General features: G+C 67.6%; 22 protein-coding genes. 7 read left to right on the plus strand and 15 right to left on the minus strand.

The annotated features are described in order from the left end of the window. Window positions 1–101 precede the first annotated feature (101 nt). Genes IDF66_RS04295 through IDF66_RS04310 form a run of 4 tightly spaced genes read left to right on the plus strand, consistent with a single transcriptional unit; the run spans window position 102 to window position 3649 of the window. Complete coding sequence (locus tag IDF66_RS04295; RefSeq protein WP_223309106.1) at window positions 102–1571, plus strand: ATP-binding cassette domain-containing protein; 1470 nt, start codon at window positions 102–104, stop codon at window positions 1569–1571. Beyond that, on the plus strand, window positions 1568–2383 hold the full coding sequence (locus IDF66_RS04300) for an ABC transporter permease (protein ID WP_203588767.1): 816 nt from the start codon (window positions 1568–1570) through the stop codon (window positions 2381–2383). The genes IDF66_RS04295 and IDF66_RS04300 overlap by 4 nt, the downstream gene beginning before the upstream one ends. Beyond that, on the plus strand, window positions 2380–3231 hold the full coding sequence (locus IDF66_RS04305) for an ABC transporter permease (RefSeq protein ID WP_164308680.1): 852 nt from the start codon (window positions 2380–2382) through the stop codon (window positions 3229–3231). Before IDF66_RS04300 ends, IDF66_RS04305 begins: the two co-directional genes overlap by 4 nt. 49 nt (window positions 3232–3280) lie before the next feature. After that, window positions 3281–3649 carry a GNAT family N-acetyltransferase gene (locus IDF66_RS04310; RefSeq protein WP_190265821.1) on the plus strand — a complete coding sequence of 123 codons (369 nt, stop codon included), beginning with the start codon at window positions 3281–3283 and terminating at the stop codon, window positions 3647–3649. Window positions 3650–3680: 31 nt separating this feature from the next. On the opposite strand, the gene IDF66_RS04315 is transcribed toward IDF66_RS04310, so the two are convergent. The 15 genes from IDF66_RS04315 to rpsJ all read right to left on the minus strand — a co-directional run bounded on the left by IDF66_RS04315 (window position 3681) and on the right by rpsJ (window position 14046). After that, a complete protein-coding gene (locus tag IDF66_RS04315) occupies window positions 3681–4772 on the minus strand; it encodes a hypothetical protein (protein ID WP_190265822.1) in 1092 nt (363 codons plus the stop codon). Further along, window positions 4772–6001 (minus strand): sensor histidine kinase, encoded by a 1230-nt coding sequence (locus IDF66_RS04320; protein ID WP_223309107.1) that lies wholly within the window; start codon window positions 5999–6001, stop codon window positions 4772–4774. The genes IDF66_RS04315 and IDF66_RS04320 overlap by 1 nt, the downstream gene beginning before the upstream one ends. Before the next feature lie 114 nt (window positions 6002–6115). Continuing rightward, window positions 6116–7204 carry a hypothetical protein gene (locus tag IDF66_RS04325; RefSeq protein ID WP_190265823.1) on the minus strand — a complete coding sequence of 363 codons (1089 nt, stop codon included), beginning with the start codon at window positions 7202–7204 and terminating at the stop codon, window positions 6116–6118. Further along, window positions 7191–8462 carry a sensor histidine kinase gene (locus IDF66_RS04330; protein WP_190265824.1) on the minus strand — a complete coding sequence of 424 codons (1272 nt, stop codon included), beginning with the start codon at window positions 8460–8462 and terminating at the stop codon, window positions 7191–7193. The genes IDF66_RS04325 and IDF66_RS04330 overlap by 14 nt, the downstream gene beginning before the upstream one ends. 243 nt (window positions 8463–8705) lie before the next feature. After that, window positions 8706–9005 carry a 30S ribosomal protein S17 gene (gene rpsQ / locus IDF66_RS04335; protein WP_164308675.1) on the minus strand — a complete coding sequence of 100 codons (300 nt, stop codon included), beginning with the start codon at window positions 9003–9005 and terminating at the stop codon, window positions 8706–8708. After that, the gene (gene rpmC / locus IDF66_RS04340; protein WP_161062058.1) at window positions 9002–9235 is read right to left on the minus strand and encodes a 50S ribosomal protein L29; all 234 of its coding nucleotides are present in this window, start codon (window positions 9233–9235) and stop codon (window positions 9002–9004) included. Before rpmC ends, rpsQ begins: the two co-directional genes overlap by 4 nt. Beyond that, on the minus strand, window positions 9235–9651 hold the full coding sequence (gene rplP / locus IDF66_RS04345) for a 50S ribosomal protein L16 (RefSeq protein ID WP_161062057.1): 417 nt from the start codon (window positions 9649–9651) through the stop codon (window positions 9235–9237). The genes rpmC and rplP overlap by 1 nt, the downstream gene beginning before the upstream one ends. Before the next feature lie 2 nt (window positions 9652–9653). After that, window positions 9654–10472, minus strand: a complete 819-nt coding sequence (gene rpsC / locus IDF66_RS04350; protein ID WP_164308674.1) for a 30S ribosomal protein S3 — start codon at window positions 10470–10472, stop codon at window positions 9654–9656. After that, entirely contained in the window at window positions 10472–10882 is a 411-nt protein-coding gene (rplV, locus tag IDF66_RS04355) for a 50S ribosomal protein L22 (protein WP_164308673.1), read from the minus strand. Before rplV ends, rpsC begins: the two co-directional genes overlap by 1 nt. Then, entirely contained in the window at window positions 10882–11163 is a 282-nt protein-coding gene (gene rpsS / locus IDF66_RS04360; RefSeq protein ID WP_005203946.1) for a 30S ribosomal protein S19, read from the minus strand. The genes rplV and rpsS overlap by 1 nt, the downstream gene beginning before the upstream one ends. 20 nt (window positions 11164–11183) lie before the next feature. After that, window positions 11184–12020 (minus strand): 50S ribosomal protein L2, encoded by an 837-nt coding sequence (rplB, locus tag IDF66_RS04365; RefSeq protein WP_190265825.1) that lies wholly within the window; start codon window positions 12018–12020, stop codon window positions 11184–11186. Between the two features lie 32 nt (window positions 12021–12052). After that, window positions 12053–12358 carry a 50S ribosomal protein L23 gene (rplW, locus tag IDF66_RS04370; protein ID WP_164308671.1) on the minus strand — a complete coding sequence of 102 codons (306 nt, stop codon included), beginning with the start codon at window positions 12356–12358 and terminating at the stop codon, window positions 12053–12055. Between the two features lie 2 nt (window positions 12359–12360). Further along, a complete protein-coding gene (gene rplD, locus IDF66_RS04375) occupies window positions 12361–13053 on the minus strand; it encodes a 50S ribosomal protein L4 (RefSeq protein WP_164308670.1) in 693 nt (230 codons plus the stop codon). Beyond that, on the minus strand, window positions 13050–13724 hold the full coding sequence (rplC, locus tag IDF66_RS04380) for a 50S ribosomal protein L3 (RefSeq protein ID WP_164308669.1): 675 nt from the start codon (window positions 13722–13724) through the stop codon (window positions 13050–13052). The genes rplD and rplC overlap by 4 nt, the downstream gene beginning before the upstream one ends. Before the next feature lie 16 nt (window positions 13725–13740). Then, window positions 13741–14046 (minus strand): 30S ribosomal protein S10, encoded by a 306-nt coding sequence (gene rpsJ, locus IDF66_RS04385; protein ID WP_003938093.1) that lies wholly within the window; start codon window positions 14044–14046, stop codon window positions 13741–13743. 409 nt (window positions 14047–14455) lie between these two features. On the opposite strand from rpsJ, the gene IDF66_RS04390 reads away from it, so the two are divergent. The 3 genes from IDF66_RS04390 to IDF66_RS04400 all read left to right on the plus strand — a co-directional run bounded on the left by IDF66_RS04390 (window position 14456) and on the right by IDF66_RS04400 (window position 19490). Further along, window positions 14456–14941 carry a hotdog fold domain-containing protein gene (locus tag IDF66_RS04390; RefSeq protein WP_317628586.1) on the plus strand — a complete coding sequence of 162 codons (486 nt, stop codon included), beginning with the start codon at window positions 14456–14458 and terminating at the stop codon, window positions 14939–14941. Between the two features lie 61 nt (window positions 14942–15002). Next, window positions 15003–17687 carry a carboxylate--amine ligase/circularly permuted type 2 ATP-grasp protein gene (locus IDF66_RS04395; protein WP_190265827.1) on the plus strand — a complete coding sequence of 895 codons (2685 nt, stop codon included), beginning with the start codon at window positions 15003–15005 and terminating at the stop codon, window positions 17685–17687. Between the two features lie 3 nt (window positions 17688–17690). Further along, window positions 17691–19490 carry an N-acetylglutaminylglutamine amidotransferase gene (locus IDF66_RS04400; protein ID WP_190265828.1) on the plus strand — a complete coding sequence of 600 codons (1800 nt, stop codon included), beginning with the start codon at window positions 17691–17693 and terminating at the stop codon, window positions 19488–19490. The last annotated feature ends 20 nt before the right edge of the window (window positions 19491–19510 follow it).

Below are 19510 nucleotides of genomic sequence, written 5' to 3' on the forward strand. Positions count from 1 at the left end.
TCCCACCTCCCGGGTCGTCGCCTCGGCCGCCTGTTCTGCGTAAGTTTGACTTGGTAACAGCCCCGTCACGCTCGAAAACATCGATCCGGAAGAGGAGCGGAATGCCTGAGCAATCACAAGGGCGTCATACGGTCGATGACCTGTACCGCCCCGAGGACGCCGATGCCGACGCTCACGGCGACGACGTGGTGACGCCGCCCGCGGAACTGCACCGCATGTGGGACCCCCTCACGGATCCGCTCGATCCGGCCGATCTGTTGCCGCTCGACGAGCCCGGCGATCCCAGTTTGTGGGAGCGTGACCTGCACCCGCGCGAGGCCATCACCTGGGAAGAGTTCACTGCACGTGCCGAGTCCGCACCGGAACGCCGCGACGTCGGCCCGCTGGAGAACTCGAACGGCGTGCCGTCACATCACGGAGACGAGTCGACCAGCTCAGCCGTGGCTGCGCAGCCCGCCGCCGGTGCCGCCGATCCGAATCCCGGCCGGCCTGCGTGGCCGGGTGGCCCTGCTCCGGCCGATCCGCATGCGGCGGTGTCCGAGGCGATCCAGAACACGGTGACCGACCGGATTCCGCGAACACCCGAACCCGCCGTCGCCGCGGTCGGCCTGCAGAAGCGTTTCGGCGATTTCGTCGCCGTGTCCGATGTCACGTTCTCGGTCGCGAAGGGCACCATCCTCGGCCTCCTCGGCCCCAACGGCGCGGGCAAGACGACCACCGTCAACATGCTGTGCACGCTGCTCAAGCCGGACGCTGGTAGCGGCCTCGTCGCCGGTCACGACATCGTGCACCAGGCCGCCGCGGTCCGTCGTTCGATCATGCTCACCGGCCAGTTCGCCGCGCTCGACGAATCCCTGACCGGGCGGGAGAACCTGATCCTGTTCGGGCGCCTGCTCGGTCTGACGAAACCGACGGCGGCCGTCCGCGCCGACGAGCTGCTCACCGCGTTCGGATTGACCGACGCCGCCCGCCGACGGGTCCGCGAGTACTCGGGTGGCATGCGTCGCCGGATCGACATCGCGTGCGGTCTGGTCACCCGTCCCGAGGTGGTGTTCCTCGACGAACCGACCACCGGCCTCGACCCGCGGAGCCGTCAGGAGGTGTGGCAGCTCGTGAAGAGCCTGCGCGACCAGGGTGTGACGACGGTGCTCACCACGCAGTACCTGGAAGAGGCGGACGAGCTCGCTGACCAGATCGTGGTGATCGACCACGGCCGCGTCATCGCGCGAGGTACCGCCGACGAGCTCAAGTCACAGATCGGCACGTCGGTCTATCAGGTCACCCCCACCGATCCCGAGCAGGTGCCCGCGGTCCGAGAGGCCCTCGCCGATCTGTTGGCCGACTCACCCTCACCCGGGGCATCGTCGCCGGAGACGAAGGGTCGCAACGGCGACCAGCCGATCTCCGTGTCGGTGCCTGCCCCCGACGGCGCGGACACCCTGGTCCAGATCGTGCAGCGGACGAGCGCCGCCGGCATCCGTCTCTCGGACGTCGCGTTGCGGCGGCCGTCGCTCGACGAGGTCTTCCTCGCCCTCACCGAACCGTCGACCACGAAGGTGCCCGTCCCCTGATCACGCAGACCACCCCGGAACCGACCGGACCGACACAGGCCGCGGAGCCACAGATCCGCCCACCGCAGCAGTGGTGGGCGCTGACCACCCGCGGTCTGTCCGGCATCGTGCGCAACGGCGAGATCATCTTCGCGATGATCGCTCCCGCATTCCTCGCGGTGTGCTTCTACGTGCCGTTGCGGTCGTTGATGGACGCCTATCCCGGCATGAACTACGCGCAGTACCTGATGCCGATCATCGCGCTCCAATCAGTCGGCTTCGTCGCGTCGGCGTCGGCCATGCGTTCGTCGATGGACGGCTTGCGCGGCATCAACCTGCGCTTCCGGGTGATGCCGATGAACTCGCTGGTCCCGGTCGCCGCCCGCGGGTCGGCCAACGCGGTCCTGCTGGCGATCTCACTCGTCTTCGCGACCATCGCGAGTCTGCTGATCGGCTGGCGTCCCCACGGTGGCATCGGCGGGACCATCGGCCTGTATGCGGTGGCCTTCGTCGTCGGCCTGCTGGTCGCCGTGATCGCCGACGCGCTCGGACTGTTGGCGGGCAGCCCGGAGTCGACGAGCCAGATGCTGGGACTGCCGATCCTCATCCTCGGCATGCTGTCGACGGGATTCGTCCCCGAGAGCCAGTTCCCGGAATGGATCCAGCCGTTCGTCCGCAATCAGCCGGTGTCGCAGTTCTCCGGAGCAATGCGGGCGTTCAACGACGGCACCGCGACGTGGTCGGTGGTGGCGCCGACGGTGTACTGGTGCCTGGGCATGGCCGGACTGGCGGCCGGCCTGCTCGTCTGGGCCGAGCGGAGGCTGCGCGCATGACGACACCACCGCAGATGGGTTCCACCGCGGCGGCGGCCGCGACGATGCCGACCGGCGACGTCCCACCGGAACACTCCACCGATGCCTGGACGACCCAGACCCGAATCCTCACCGGACGACAACTGTCGGTGTGGGTACGCGACTACTCGACGCTCGGCCAGAGCCTGCTGTTCCCGGCACTCTCGATGGTCATGTTCAAGGTCGTCCTCGGCGATGCCGTGGGCAACGCGACCGGCCAGAACAGCGCATACGGAACCGTGCCCCTGGTGATTCTCGTGGGAGCGATGTTCGGCTCGATGGCCGCGGCGGTGCGGCTCAACACCGAACGCGGCACCGGCCTGCTCGGCCGCCTGTATGTGCTGCCGATCAACCGCGCCGCCGATCTCAGCGCACGCATCATCGCCGAGCTCGTCCGCATCCTGGCCTCGACCGTTGTCCTGTTGGTGGCGGGGCTGTTCATCGGTTTCCGCTTCACCCAGGGGGCGTGGGCCGTCTTCGGCATCATCGGGGTCGCGCTGCTCTACGGCATGGCGTTCTCGACGATGGTCCTCGCGCTCGCCGTCAACGCGAGACCCGCCGCCCCGATCGTGCCGATGATCTCGCTGTTCTCGAGTGTCCTGATGTTCTTCAACTCGGGATTCAGCCCGCTCGAGGCCTATCCGGGTTGGCTGCAGCCGATCGTCGCGAACCAGCCGATGACACCGGCGATCGAAGTGATGCGGTCACTTGCGGTTGGTGGACCGATCACCGAGAACCTCATCAAGGTGATCGTCTGGTCGGTCGTGCTCCTTGGCGTCTTCGTCTACCCTGCGCTACGCGGCTATCAGCGCGCCGCCACCGATCACTGACGGCCCCGACGCGACGCCGGAACCACTCGAGGGCCGTAAGCTCGCACCCATGGCCACCGACAAGACCGGAGCCCACACCTCCGTCGCCGACAACCCGGCCGAACGCCGCTACGAGATCACCGTCGAGGACGCCGGCGAACCTCGGGTGGCCGGGTTCACCGCCTACCGCGACCGTGACGTCGACGGCACCGGGCAACGCGTGTTCTTCCACACCGAGGTGGCCGAGGAGTTCGGTGGACGTGGTCTCGGCACCATCCTGATCCGCGAAGCGCTCGACGCGACCCGGGCCGAGGGGCGCGTCATCGTCGGTGTGTGTCCGATGGTCGCGGCCTTCCTGCGCAAGAACCCCGACTACGCGGATGCGGCGCGCCCGGTGACCCCCGAGGTGCTCTCCTGGCTGGAGACCGCGCTCAACTGACCGAACCGTCCCGACGGTGACGACGACCAGGTCACTCGTCGGACGTCGCGACCGGGACGGTCGGGCTGTGTTCCGACATCTCGCCGCCGACACCGTATTCGATCCGCCTGATGGTCGGTCCGGTGTTGACGACGATCGACGCGACCAGCGAGCGGCCCGGCGGCAGGACCCGCGCGGTGACCTGACCGCTGTCGACCGCCTCCAACTCGTCCACCAGCACATCGCACAAACGGTGCATCAGGTCGCGGTCGGGCGCCACGCTCAGCGCACCGTCGTCGAGGAGGAGCACCGAGACACCGCGCCTGCGGGCCTGCCACACCGCGTCACGAACCCGGTCGGACTCCCACGCGGGAGCTCGGATCCCGTCGCGCAGCTGCGCCTCGGTCAGCCGGACATCGGCCACCTCGCCGATCGTGAACTCGTGCCCGCCGACGATCTCGCTCAGGATCGGTCGGGCACGACGCTCCAGTTGAGAGAGTTGCCGGCCGCGCTCGGCGGCGGCCGCCGCCGTGGCGGCCTCGGTCGCGGCCTGCGCGACCGCACGTTCCCGGAGAACGTGGATCCGTTCCGCGAGCGGGCGAGCCATCAGCACGAACAGCATCGCCAGCACCAGGACCGGATAGCAGAACGCCGTGTTTCCCGCGCCGGTCACGAATCCGAAACCGATGGCTATACCCCACAGGCCGGCGATCAGGGTGCCGCACACGGCACCCGCCCAGGCGAACGACGGCCGACCATGCACCGCGAGCAGGGTGAACACGATGGTTGCCGCGGAGACCGGCGGCGCCGTCTGGAGCTGCAGATAGGAATCCGCGGGCAGACTCCACAGCGAGATGGCGAGTCCGCAGACCGCCAGCACGGCCGCCGAGATCGCCGCGGAGATCGGGAACCGCGGACCACCCGTTCGCTGGACGATCAGGGTGGCGACGGCGAAGATCATCAGACCGGCGACCAGGCCTGCCCAGCTGTGCACCGACCTGATGTGCCATCCGGCAGCGATCGTCACGACGGTGTAGACCACCGCGAATGCCCACAGTCCTCGCGTGACCGTCGACGAGCCGAGCCCGAAGAGATCGACGGTCGCATCGTCGAGCTCCCGGTCCTCGGAACGCGGATTCGGCATCACGGACGCCGCCACTGGACGACGACGGTCGTCCCCCGCCGGGGCGCGCTGATGATCTGCGCGACGCCGCCCGGCAGCGATGCCATCCGCCCCCGGATTCCGGTGGCGATCCCGTACCGCTCCGGTCCTACCGATCCGGGGTCGAACCCCACCCCGTCGTCGGTGATCGTGACCCGCACGGCGTCGCAGGCGAAATCGCCGCCGACCACACAACGAGCCGCGCCGCCCGCGTGCCGGTGCCAGTTGCGCACCGCTTCTCCCGTCGACGCGGTCAGCGCCGAGACGACGTCGGCGGGATAGGCGACCGAGCGATCGTGCACGAGCAGCTCGCTGCGAACATCGTCGCTGACAGCGGCGACAGTTGCCCGGATCCGCTCCGCGACCTGCGGCGCCGAGACATCGCCGAGGTCGTTGTCGTCACTGCGGTCGAGTTCATCGAGCGCCGACGCCGCCTGGCTCGCGAGGCGCGGGTCGGGGCGCCCCGGTGTCACCGCGAGCAACGATGCGATCACCCGGTCGTGGATCACCGCGGCGAAGCGCGCGCGTTCGGCTTCCTGTGCCATCTCCGCGGCACCGGTGGCAGCCGAGGCCAGGATCTCGGCCCGGCGGGCATCGAGTAGTCGCACGTTGGCCATCGTCGCGATCGCCACGGCCAGGAACACACCGCTGAGCGCCATCGTCAGGGGTGCACTGAGCAGCGCGACCGGCCGGATCTCACCGAAGCGGCCGACCTGGTTGGCCGCATGCACGGCCAGGGTTGCCGTGACGAGATGCGCAATGGCCCAGCGGGCACGCGACACGAGCACGAGTCCGATACTCGACACCGACGGGAACTGCACCATCCACACCGCCCAGTGCGCCGGATCATTGGTCGTGCCATTCCATGCGACGAACCAGAGCAGCGTCGCAAGCACGTACCCGAGCGCGGACAAGTACATCAGGCCGACGTGGCCCCGCGGCACCGGACGGAATGACGCCAGCACGAGCAGGATCGCAGGCCCGACGATCAGCACCATGCTGACCGGCGTCCACCAGTCGGCCGTGAGATCCGCGCACCGGATGGCCAACGGAATGGTCACCACCGTGAACGTGAGGAGACCGAGGCCGATGAAGCGGGCGCCGCTGCGTTGCATCCGGAGGAGATCGGAGTCGTCGCTGACGGCATGCGCACGCAGACCCCGCGGCCGGCCGGCCGCCGCTCGCCCGGCCTGTGTGTGATCGATCACCATGAAAGTCCATCAGACTCCATGGCAGATCTGCCAGCCCCCGTTCGGACGGTCATCTGATCGTCATGACCCGGGTGCGGCGCCACATGCCGACGGCGGGCAGACCGGCACCGCCGCCTACCCGAATGCGGCACCGTCCCCGATGCGCGACCACGCGCCTGCGACGATCTCGCCTGCCTCGGTCACGTCGTATCGCCGCGAGGCGTCGCCGACGTTGACGACGATGGTTGCGCGGGTCGCACGTCCCGGTGGCAGCACGCGCGCCGTGACCCGGCCGCCACCGAGATCCTCGAGCTCGTCGACGAGCGCATCGTCGAGACGCTGCTGCACCGAGTCGTCGCCGATCAGCCCACCGTCGTCGAACAGCACGACGGACACGCCGCGCTCACGCGCCCGCCATACGGCTGCCCGGACCCGGGCCGAATCCCAGGCGGGCGCGCGGATGCCGTCGCGCAGCTGCGCTTCCACGAGACGGGCACGCTGCACCTCGGTCCGGCTGAACTCGTGGCCGTCGGCGACCTGTTCGAGCAGGGGCCGCGCCTGCCGGTCCAGTCGGCCGATCTGCCGGTCCCGTTCGGCGGCCGCGGCCAGGGACGCAGCGTCCGACGCGGCATATCCCAGCTCCCGATCCCGCAGCGTGCGGATGCTGTCGGCCATCGGCCGCAGCATCACCACGAACAGCGACGCGAAGATCATGACCGGGTACACCCACAAGGTGTAGCCGAGTCCGGTCACGAACCCGAGCCCCCGGAAGCCTCCCCACAGCGATGCCGACAGGCTCATCGTGGCGGCGCCGATCCACGCCAGGCCGAGCTGTCCCCGCACGGCCAGCAGCGCGAGCACCACGATCCCGGAGACCGCCGCGGGAAGACATTGCAGGGTCTGGAAGGTGTCGGTCGGCACCGACCACCAAGCCGTCGCGGTTCCGGCGATCATCACCGCCACCGCCACCACTCCCCAGCGGAAAGGGAACGGGTCGCCGACGACCCGGATCAGGACGGCCAGGTCGGCGGCCAGCAGAACGAACGCCGCGGCGAGGCCCAGCCAGTTCGCCGGCCCGCGGATCTCCAGGCCGGAGCCGATCGTGACCACGATGTAGACCGCGCCGAAGGCCAGCAGCGCACCGACCACCGGCAGCGATCGCAGGCCGAACAGGTCGACCGCCTCCCCCGGCGGCCGCATCGCAGGCACGTCACGATCCGCCATCACGGACCCACTTCACGATCACGACGGTGCCCCGGCCGGGTTCACTGCGCACCTCGACGTCGCCGCCTGCCAGCCCGGTCATCCGTCCGCGGATCCCGACCGCGAGGCCCAGCCGTTCGGGAGGCACCCGGTCCGGATCGAAACCCTGGCCGTCGTCGACGACGGCCAGGGTCACCCGATCTGCCCGAAAGTCGCCGACGACGAGGCAGGATGCGCCCGCGCCTGCATGCCTGCGGACATTGCGGATGGCCTCACACATCGCTTCGATCATCGCGGACACCGCCTCGCCCGGATACCGTCCCGACGCGGACCTGTTGATCGACAACTCACGTTCGACGTCGTCGTCGGTCGCCGCGATCGCCGTCCGCACCCGCTGCACGAACTCGTCGACCCCCGTCGTCGCCGCCGGCGGCTCATCGTCACGCCGGTCGAGTTCGTCGAGTGCCGTCACCGCCTGGGTCCCGAGCCCAGGGCGCGGGCGCCCGACGTCGACAGCCAGCAGGATGGCGATGACCTTGTCGTGGATCAACGCCGCGAAGCGCGCCCGCTCGGCCTCCTTGGCCGTCGAGGCCGCCGACGTCGCCGCAGCGTCCATCGCGGCCGACCGCGTCTCGTCGAGCAGGCCTGCGGTCCGCACGGTCACGACCGCGACCGCGAGGAACACACAGGTGAGCGCGATCGTGACCAGTGATCCGAGGTAGAGCTCGGGACGCAGATGCCCATAGACACCGAGCTGATTGGCCGTCTGGGCCAGGAAGGTCGCCACCACGATGTGCCCGATCGCGAGCAGGTAGCGACCCGCCATGCCGAACACCAGACCGGGGACCCCCGGGAACTGGACCAGCCAGACACTCCACCACGAGTGCCCCGGCGCGACGTCGCCGTCCCATGCCACGAACCAGAGTGCGGTCGCCAGCAGGAAACCGATACTCGACAGCGCGGCCAGGGCGGTCTGGTACCTGAGTGTCGGGCGATAGGTGGCAGCGATGACGAGCAGGGCCGGTCCCACCACCAACGCGGCGCTCAGTGGCGGCCACCAGGCATCGGTGAGTTCCGCGCGGGCGGCGATGACCGGCGACAACCCGACCGTGAAGGTGATCAGCCCGCAGCCGACGAACCGGGCCCCGATCCGTTGGACACGGGCGCGATCGGTGGTGTCCGACGGCCCGACGATGCGGTTGCGCCAAGGGTGTGCACGCGCATCGTCCGGCATGGCCGACGCGCGACCGAACGCGCCGGTCGTCGCCGCCCCGCTCATCGGATCATCAGCATCGGTACGCACTCCTCGGGATCGACTCGCTGACCGGCGACACTGCCATGCCGCGTCCGATCGGTGACCGCCCACCGGCAGGCGTGCGCCGACCGCCACATCGATTATCGTCGCCGCACCCCACGACCGCTCCGGTTGGGGGCGATGGTGCTCCCGTGACGACGCGAGACGGCCCGCTCCCCCGGAAGGGAACGGGCCGTCTCGATGTGTCTGTTGCGGAAAGGGCCGCTACTACTTGGCCTTCTCCAGCACCTCGACGAAGCGCCACCGCTTGGTCGCCGACAGCGGGCGGGTCTCCATGAGCCGCACACGGTCGCCGACACCGGCGGTTTCGTTCTCGTCGTGTGCCTTGACCCGACTCGTGGTCCGGATGATCTTGCCGTAGAGCGGGTGGCTCTTACGATCTTCCAGCTCGACCACGATGGTCTTCTGCATCTTGTCGCTGACCACGTAACCGATCCGCTCCTTGCGGTTGTTACGTACCTCGGTCTGTGACGATCCTTCTGCGGTCACTTTCTGGTCCTCACTCATGCGTCATCACCATCCGGTCCCGACGCCAGACCCAGCTCGCGCTCACGCATCACGGTGTAGACACGCGCGATCTCGCGACGCACGGTACGCAGACGACGGTTGTTGTCGAGCTGGCCGGTGGCCATCTGGAAGCGAAGGTTGAACAGCTCTTCCTTCGACTCTTTGAGGCGATCGACCAGATCGGTATCACTGAGCTCACGCAGCTCGTTCGCAGCAACTCCGAGTGCCATCAGAACTGCTCCTCTCTGGTCACGATCCTGGTCTTGATGGGGAGCTTGTGCTGCGCGCGACGCAGGGCCTCGCGAGCGGTCTCCTCATTGGGGTAGCTCATCTCGAACAGCACACGACCCGGCTTGACCGGGGCGACCCACCACTCGGGCGAACCCTTACCGGAACCCATGCGGGTCTCGGCGGGCTTCTTGGTCAGCGGGCGGTCCGGGAAGATGTTGATCCACACCTTGCCGCCACGCTTGATGTGCCGGTTGATGGCAATACGTGCCGATTCGATCTGACGGTTGGTGATGTACGCACCTTCCAGAGCCTGGATGCCGTAGTCACCGAACGTCACCTTGGTGCCGCCCTTGGCCTGGCCCTTGAGGCTGGGATGGTGCTGCTTGCGGTGCTTGACCCGACGAGGGATCAACATGATCAGCCCTCCTTTTCAGTGGCCGCGCCGGCAGTGGCCCCCGCATTGGCGTCCACAGCCGGAGCATCGGCGGCACGACCCGCTTCGGTGCTCGTCGCGGTGGTACCCGAGGAACCGCTGCGACGCGGCCGGCTGGGCCGGCGCGGACGGCGATCCTCGGCGGCCGGCGCGGCTGCGGACAGCTCACGCTTGCCACCGACGATGTCGCCCTTGTAGATCCAGACCTTCACGCCGATGCGGCCGAAGGTGGTCTTGGCTTCGTAGAGTCCGTAGTCGATGTCGGCGCGCAGCGTGTGCAGCGGCACGCGACCCTCGCGGTAGAACTCACTGCGGCTCATCTCTGCGCCACCCAGGCGACCCGAGCACTGGACCCGGATGCCCTTCACGTTCGGCTGACGCATCGCCGACTGGATCGCCTTGCGCATCGCGCGGCGGAAGGCCACGCGGTTGCTCAGCTGCTCAGCGACGCCCTGGGCCACCAGCTGGGCCTCGGACTCTGCGTTCTTCACCTCGAGGATGTTCAGCTGCACCTGCTTGCCGGTCAGCTTCTCCAGGTCGCCACGAATCCGGTCGGCCTCGGCGCCGCGGCGGCCGATGACGATGCCCGGACGGGCGGTGTGGATGTCGACGCGAACCCGGTCACGGGTGCGTTCGATCTCCACCTTGGCGATGCCGGCGCGCTCGAGTCCCGTGGACAGGAGCTTGCGGATGGCGACATCCTCTTTCACGTACTCCGCATACTGCTTGTCGGCGTACCACCGCGAACTCCAGTCCGTGGTGATGCCCAGACGGAAGCCGTGCGGGTTGATTTTCTGACCCACTACTGGGCTCCCTTCTTCGGCTGACGCGACCGGCCGCGACCGGCGGTGGCCTTCTCGGGAAGGCTCTCCACGACGACGGTGATGTGGCTGGTGCGCTTGCGGATGCGGAACGCACGACCCTGGGCACGCGGCTGGAACCGCTTGAGCGTGGGGCCCTCGTCGGCGAAGGCGGTGGCGACGACCAGGGTCCGGCGATCCAGATCCAGGTTGTTCTCCGCATTCGCGACGGCGCTGGCGAGCACCTTGTAGACCGGCTCAGACGCCGACTGCGGCGCGAACCGCAGGATGTCGAGGGCCTCGTCGACGTTCTTGCCGCGGATCAGGTCGATCACACGGCGCGCCTTCATCGGCGTCACGCGAACGAACTTCGCGGTCGCCTTTGCTGTGGGATTCTCGGTTTGCGTAGTCATTACCGGCGCTTCGCTTTCCGGTCATCCTTGATGTGACCCTTGAAGGTGCGGGTAGGGGCGAACTCGCCCAGCTTGTGCCCGACCATGTTGTCCGAGACGAACACCGGGACGTGCTTGCGACCGTCGTGAACGGCGAAGGTGTGACCGATGAAGTCGGGGATGATGGTCGAACGGCGCGACCAGGTCTTGATGACCTGCTTGGTGCCCTTCTCGTTCTGCGTGTCCACCTTGGCAAGCAGGTGGTCGTCGACGAACGGGCCCTTCTTGAGGCTGCGTGGCATTCTCTAACTCCCTCCTGTGCTTATCGCTTGTTCTTGCCGGTGCGACGACGCCGGACGATCAACTGGTCGCTGGCCTTGTTCTTGCGGGTCCGGCCCTCCGGCTGGCCCCACGGGCTGACCGGGTGGCGACCACCCGAGGTCTTGCCCTCGCCGCCACCATGCGGGTGGTCGACCGGGTTCATCACGACACCGCGGACGGTCGGACGCTTGCCCTTCCAGCGCATACGGCCGGCCTTGCCCCAGTTGATGTTCGACTGCTCGGCGTTGCCGACCTCGCCGACCGTGGCGCGGCAGCGCACGTCGACGCGACGGATCTCGCCGGACGGCATACGCAGGGTGGCGTAACCACCCTCCTTGCCGAGCAACTGGATCGAGGCGCCCGCACTGCGGGCCATCTTCGCGCCGCCGCCCGGACGCAGCTCCACAGCGTGCACCTGGGTACCGGTCGGGATGTTGCGCAGCGGCAGGTTGTTGCCGGGCTTGATGTCGGCGGTCGCGCCGCTCTCCACCACGTCGCCCTGCTTCAGGCCCTTGGGCGCGATGATGTAACGCTTCTCGCCATCGACGAAGTGCAGCAACGCGATCCGCGCAGTGCGGTTCGGGTCGTACTCGATGTGAGCGACCTTGGCGTTGACACCGTCCTTGTCGTTGCGACGGAAGTCGATGAGGCGGTACGCACGCTTGTGGCCGCCACCCTTGTGACGGGTGGTGATGCGGCCGTGCGCGTTACGGCCACCACGGCCGTGCAGCGGGCGGACCAGCGACTTCTCGGGATGGTCACGGGTGACCTCCGCGAAATCCGCGCCGGACGAACCGCGACGACCAGGGGTCGTCGGCTTGTACTTACGAATAGCCATGAGTCTGTAGTCCCTCTACTCTCGAGTCCCGGTCAGCCGACCGGGCCTCCAAAGATCTCGATGGGCTTGCTGTCAGCGGACAGCGTCACGATCGCGCGCTTGGTGGACTTGCGCTGGCCGTAGCCGAAGCGTGTGCGCTTGCGCTTGCCCTGCCGGTTGGCGGTGTTGACGCTGGTGACCGTGACGTCGAAGATCTGCTCGACCGCAATCTTGATCTGGGTCTTGTTCGAGTCCGGGTGCACGATGAACGTGTACACGTTGTCCTCGATCAGTCCGTAGGACTTCTCCGAGATCACCGGCGCCAGGATGATGTCACGCGGGTTGGCCTGCGTAGCCATACTCACGCCTCCTCTGTCTCATTGGCGACGGGAGACTTCGTCTCAGTCGCTGAGTTCTGCTCGATGAACGCGTTGAGCGTCTCGACGCTGAACACCACCTCGTCCGAATCCAGGACGTCGTAGGTGTTGAGCTGGTCCGGTGCGATCGGCAGAACGTTCTGCAGATTCGCGACGCTCTTCCATGCGGCGTCGTCCTCACGGCCGAGCACCACCAGGAACTTGCGGCGATCGCTCAGCGCCTCGAGGAACTGGCGAGCCGACTTGGTCGACGGGTTCTGCCCGGCAACCAGTTCGGTGATCACGTGGATGCGCTCGTTGCGGGCCCGGTCGGACAGGGCACCGCGCAGGGCGGCGGCCTTCATCTTCTTGGGGGTCCGCTGGCTGTAGTCACGCGGCTGCGGACCGTGAACGGTGCCACCGCCGGCGAACTGCGGCGCGCGGGTCGAACCCTGGCGGGCGCGACCGGTGCCCTTCTGGCGGTACGGCTTGGCCCCACCACCACTCACCTCGCCACGAGTCTTGGTGGCGTGTGTGCCCTGGCGGGCAGCGGCCTGCTGGGCCACGACCACCTGGTGCATCAGGGAGATGTTGGCGGTCGTGTCGAACAGCTCGGCAGGCAGATCAACGGTGCCGTTGGTCTTGCCGTCGGCCGACTTGACGTCGAGCGTCAGCTTTGTAGTCGTCTCGGTGCTCACTTGGCACCACCCTTCACTGCGTCGCGGATCACCACGATGCCGCCCTTGCGGCCGGGGATCGCGCCCTTGATCAACAGCAGACCGGCGTCGGCGTCGACCTTGTGCACGGTCAGGTTCTGCGTGGTCACGGTGTCGTTACCCATGCGTCCGGCCATCCGCATGCCCTTGAACACGCGACCCGGGGTGGCGCAGCCACCGATCGAGCCGGGTGCGCGGTGCACGCGGTGCGCGCCGTGGCTGGCGCCCAGACCGGAGAAGCCGTGACGCTTCATCGGACCGGCGAAGCCCTTGCCCTTGGAGGTGCCGGTCACGTCGACCTTGGTGCCGTTCTCGAAGATCTCGGCGGTCAGCTCCTGGCCGATCTCGAGCTCCGAGACGTCCGCGATGCGGATCTCGGCGAGGTGGCGACGCGGGGTCACTCCGGCCTTGGCGTACTGCCCGGCGACCGGCTTGGTCACCTTGCGCGGGTCGATGGCGCCGTAGGCGAGCTGGACGGCGGTGTAGCCGTCGCGGTCCGCGGTACGGAGCTGGGTGATGACGTTCGGTCCGGCCTGGATCACCGTCACCGGGACGACACGGTTGTTCTCGTCGAACACCTGGGTCATGCCGAGCTTGGTGCCCAGGATTCCCCGTGTGGCACTTTGATTGCTGGTTGCACTCTGTGTGGTCATATCTCTCGCCCCCCGCCTACTGGATGTTGACGTCGACGCTGGCCGGCAGGTCGATGCGCATCAGCGCATCCACCGTCTTCGGCGTCGGGTCGAGGATGTCGATGAGTCGCTTGTGGGTGCGCATCTCGAAATGTTCGCGGCTGTCCTTGTACTTGTGCGGCGAACGGATGACGCAATACACGTTCTTCTCGGTGGGCAACGGCACCGGGCCGACCACGCGTGCCCCGGTACGGGTCACGGTTTCCACGATCTTGCGCGCCGAAGCGTCGATCGCCTCGTGGTCGTAGGCCTTGAGCCTGATGCGGATCTTCTGTCCCGCCACGCTGTGTCCTCTTCCGTCAGTTGTTCTCGACAGACAAACACCGCGTGGCCTGGTCCGACACTGGAGGTCGGTGGACACATGACCGCCCGCGTGAGATTCGGGGATCGACGCTGTTCATCTATCGTTGTACGTAGGCTCGTCACTTGGTACGAGCCGGTTGTGCTCCGGCACCCGCGGTCGGGCGTGTCGTGTCCGTACCACTGATTCAGGGCACGCGTTACACACCCGGTCCCGGAATCCGGGGCCTGGGAGTCATTCACCCGATGGAGGCCGCACTGAAACCTGCGTCCGCCGCTCAAGGCAACCCGACAAGTATGCACCAGGTCGGGGCCGTAAGCCAAATCCAGTCAGGACGGAGTAGTTGCCGATGAGCGTTGACGTCATCTTACCCATGAGTAAGATCTGCCCCGTGAGTGACTCCGGCTCCTCGAGCCCCACCTATGCCCTGCGCCGCAAACTTCCCGACAACGCGATCGGGCACGCTCTGTTCTCGCTCGGCATGGTCGCCCGGGTGCCCTACTTCGGCACGGTATTGCCGATCGTCAGCGAGATGCGGCCCGGGTTCTGCCGGGTCACGGCACCCAATTGGTTCGGCGTCCACAACCACATCGGGACCTTCCACGCGATCGCGGCGTGCAATCTCGCCGAGGCCGCGATGGGGATGCTCATGGAGGCGACCACGCCGACGAGCCATCGCTGGATTCCGAAGGCGATGAACACGCAGTACCTCGCGAAGGCGACGACGCGACTCACCGCGGAGGCCCGGCTCGACGACACCGTGAGCTTCGACGAACTCGTCGAGGGCACCGATGTCGTCGTCGGTGTCCGCGTTCTCGACAAGCACGGCACCGAGGTCGTGCACTGCGACATCACCACCTGGGTGACCCCGGTCTGACGCGCTCGTCCGGCCGACGACTCACCCTGCCGCGGGCGGCGGTTGCTCCTACCCTTAGACGATGACGCCCGCAGACGCCTGCGCCGGGCCGGCCGACCCCGCCGGCGCGGTCCGCAAGGTCGGGGTCGAGGAGGAGTTCCACCTCGTCGACCTGCGGACGTCACGGCTGACCACTCGGGCTCCCGAACTGCTCGACGTGCTCCCGCCCGGCAGCCCCTATGTCGAGGAGCTGCAGCGCTGCGTCATCGAGGCCAACAGCGATGTGCATCGGCACCTCGACGACCTGCGCGTCAATCTGCAGTCCAACCGGTCGGTCCTCGTCGACGCCGCCGCCGGCCTCGGGATCGGCGTGGTCGCGGCGGGTTCGGTCCCCCTCTCGGTGCCGACCGAGATGCTGGTCACCGAGACCCCCCGCTACCGAAGGATGCTCGCCGACTATCAACTCCTGGCCCGCGAGCAGTTGATCTGCGGCACCCAGGTACACGTCGACGTCACCGACCGCGACGAGGCCGTCGCCATCGCATCGCGCATCAGTCCGTATATACCGTCGCTGCTCGCACTGTCGGCGAGCTCACCGTTCTGGGCCGACGGCACCGACACCGGTTACGCGAGCGCCCGCACGCTCGTCTGGCAGCGCTGGCCGACCACCGGACCGTTTCCCGACGTGTACTCGGCGGCCGAGTACGACGACGAGATCGAACGGCTCATCAACAGCGGCGTGATCACCGATCCGGGCATGGTCTATTTCGACGTCCGCCCGTCCGCGCGGGTCAACACCCTCGAACTCCGGGTCTGTGACAGCTGTCCGTCCGTGGACACCATCGCCCTCATCGCCGCTCTGTTCCGCGCACTCGTGATCCGCGAGGCCCGCCGGCTCGACTCCCCGTCCCCGCCGACGTCACCCGCGCTGTATCGGGCCGCGATCTGGCAGGCCGCCCGTGCCGGACTCGAAGGCGACCTGATCGATGTCGACCACTCCACACCCCGGCCGGCCGCGGACGTGATCACCGACCTCACCGCGTCGTTGCGGAACGAACTCGAGGACTGCGGCGACTGGCCTGCGGTCGACGAGCTCACCCGTCAGGCCCTGACCTTCGGGAGCTCCTCGGCGCGCCAGCGACGAACCCTCCGGCGCCGCGGTCGGTTCACCGCTGTCGTCGACAATCTGATCGCCGAGACGGCCGGGACCCTGACCGAGGCGCCGCTGCCCGACGACCCCGAAGGCCGACTCCTGCACGGGTACCGCCGTCCCGAGCAGCCCGCCGACATCCCGACGGTGGACTCTCCGGACCGCGCGTCCTACGACGAGGCGGTCGCATCCGCAGGCGCGTCGCGTCCCGGCTACGCGGAGATCCTCGCGTCGGCCGCCGCGCTCGGCGCGAACACCCTGCGCAAGAGGCAATATCAGATCGAACGGGAACAGAGCATCGACGGCGTCACGTTCCGGGTGACCGGGCAATCGCGTGCCCAGCTCTTCCCGCTCGACGTGATGCCCCGCTACATCGGCGCCGACGACTGGCAGCGGGTGTCCCGAGGGCTACGGCAGCGTGCGCTGGCACTGAACACCTTCATCACCGACGTGTACGGCGACCAGGAATGCATACACGGCGGCATCCTTCCCCCTGAGGCGCTCGACCGCGCGCCCGGATACCGCCAGACCGGCCGCATGCCGGCATGGCAACGGGTGCGCACCCACATCTGTGGTACCGATCTGGTCTCCCCCGAACCGGGACATTTCGTGGTCCTCGAGGACAATCTGCGCGTGCCGTCGGGAATCGCGTACGCGATGTCCAACCGCACCTTGATGACCCAGTTCATGTCCGAGATTCCGATGCCGGCGGCGACCATGTCGGTCGCCGACGTCCCGCGCATGCTCGGCGAGACCATCGCCGCGGCGGCACCACCGGATGCCCACGCCGACGGCATCGACATCATGATCAGTTCGGGCTGGCAGGACTCGGCCTGGTTCGAGCACACCATCCTGGCGGCCGGCGCCGGACTGAGACTCACGACGCCGGAGCACATCTCGGTCGACGTCACCGACGGCCCCGATGCCGGACGCGTGTTCTTCCATCACGGCACCTCCCGTGTCCCGGTCAACACGGCATATGTCCGCATGGACGAGGACATGCTGCTGTCCTCCAACGGCTTTCATGATCAACCATTGCGCGACGGTATTCTCGACGGACTGGGCCGCGGACGATTCGCCCTCGCCAACGCGCTGGGCAACGGTGTCGGCGACGACAAGGCGATCTACCATTACGTCCCTGCGATGATCCGCTACTACCTCGGCGAGGAGCCGCTCCTCGACCAGGTTCCCACATGGCTCTGCGCGGAACGCCATCAGCGCGATCACGTAGTGGACAACCTGGAACATCTGGTCGTCAAACCCATTGACGGCCTGGGCGGCTCGGGAATCACGATCGGACCCGAATGCACCGCGGAGGAACTGTCACGTCGCCGGGTCGATCTGCTGACCCAGCCGGAACGTTTCATCGCCCAGGAGGTGGTGGCCCTGTCCACCCACCCCACCTTCGACGGCAACGGCTTCTATGCCCACCATGTCGATCTGCGCGCCTTCGTCCACCTCCGGGCCGCGGGCGACGAGCGCGTCTCCGCCCACGTCGCCCCGGCCGCACTCACCCGGGTGGCCCCCGCCGGCAGCCTGATCGTCAACTCCTCGCGCGGTGGCGGCGGCAAGGACACCTGGATACAGGGCGCCGATCCGGCACCGAGAGAGGGATGACCGATGTGTGGTGTGTGCGGTGAGATCCGTTTCGACGCGACGACTCCCGAGATCGGCGCAGTGGGGGTGATGACCGGATCGATGTCCCGGCGCGGACCGGACGGATCCGGCGTCTTCGCCAAGGGTTCGGTGGCGTTGGGTCATCGGCGTCTCAAGATCATCGACCTCTCCGAACGTGGCGCACAGCCGATGGTCGACCCCGAACTCGGCCTGGCCCTGGTGTTCAACGGTTGTATCTACAACCATCGCGAACTGCGGGGCGAACTCGAGGCCAAGGGTTACCGCTTCTTCTCACACGCCGACAGTGAGGTCATCCTCAAGGCCTTTCATGCCTGGGGAGCCGACTGCGTCGACCATCTCATCGGGATGTTCGCCTTCGCGGTGGTCGACACCGACAGCGGCAGTCTCACGCTGGCCCGCGATCGCCTCGGGATCAAACCGCTCTACCTCGCCGAAACCCCTGGGCGGCTTCGGTTCGCGTCGTCACTGCAGGCGCTGCTCCGGGCCGGCGATGTGGACACCTCGATCGACCGGGTGGCCCTGCACCATTACTTCAGTTTCCATTCCGTCGTCCCCGCACCCCACACCATCTACAACGGCATCCGGAAGCTACCGCCCGCAACGGTCCGGACCATCACGCCGGACGGCCGCAGCACGGAGAAGCGTTATTGGACGCCGGCCTTCTCCCCACACCCCGATCGTGGCGACTGGGACGAATCGCGGTGGCAACACGAGTTGCTGGATTCGCTGCGCACGTCGGTCCGTCGTCGGATGGTCGCCGACGTCCCGGTCGGCGTACTGCTGTCCGGGGGTATCGACTCATCTCTCGTGGTCGCGTTGCTGGCCGAGCAGGGGCAGACCGACCTCGCCACCTTCAGCATCGGATTCGACTCTGCCGGCGGAGAATCCGGAGACGAGTACGCGTACTCCGATCTGATCGCCGACACCTTCGCCACCGACCACCACAAGATCCACATCGGCACCGAGCGGCTGCTGCCCGCGGTACCCGGCACCATCGCCGCGATGAGCGAACCGATGGTCAGCCACGACTGTGTGGCCTTCTACCTGTTGTCCGAAGAGGTCAGCAAATCCATCAAGGTGGTGCAATCCGGCCAGGGCGCCGACGAGATCCTCGGCGGATACGGCTGGTATCCGCCGCTGCAGCACACCCCGCGCGACGACACCACCAAGGCTTACGCGAGCGTCTTCTTCGACCGCGACCATGCCGCGATCGGCGAGCTGCTCGGCGAGGCCTACCACCTCGAGCAGGACTACGATCCGAGTTGGGAGTTCGCCGTCGCCCACCAATCGGCGCCCGGCGCCCGGACCGCGGTCGACGCGGCACTTCGTCTCGACACCACCGTCATGCTCGTGGACGATCCCGTCAAACGGGTCGACACGATGACCATGGCGTGGGGCCTGGAGGCACGGGTCCCGTTCCTCGACCACGAGTTCGTCGAGCTCGCGGCCAGCTGCCCGCCCGATCTCAAACTCGCCCACGGGGGCAAGGGAATCCTCAAGGACGCCAGCCGTTCTCTGCTCCCGTCCGCCGTCATCGATCGCACCAAGGGGTACTTCCCCGTGCCCGGTATCCGGCATCTCGAGGGCGGTGTGCTCGATCTCGTCGCGGACACCCTCCGCTCGAGCGCGGCAACCACTCGGGGGCTGTACCGACCGGAGGCACTCGACCGCTTGTTCGCCGACCCGAACGGTATCCGGACCACCCTGGATGCCAACGAGTTGTGGCAGGTTGCCATGCTGGAGATGTGGCTACAGAGCATGGAAGCAGTCACCGCCCCGTGAGCGTGAGCAGGGCCATTCCC

It is taken from the genome of Gordonia hankookensis (assembly GCF_014673215.1).
Taxonomy (GTDB): domain Bacteria; phylum Actinomycetota; class Actinomycetes; order Mycobacteriales; family Mycobacteriaceae; genus Gordonia; species Gordonia hankookensis.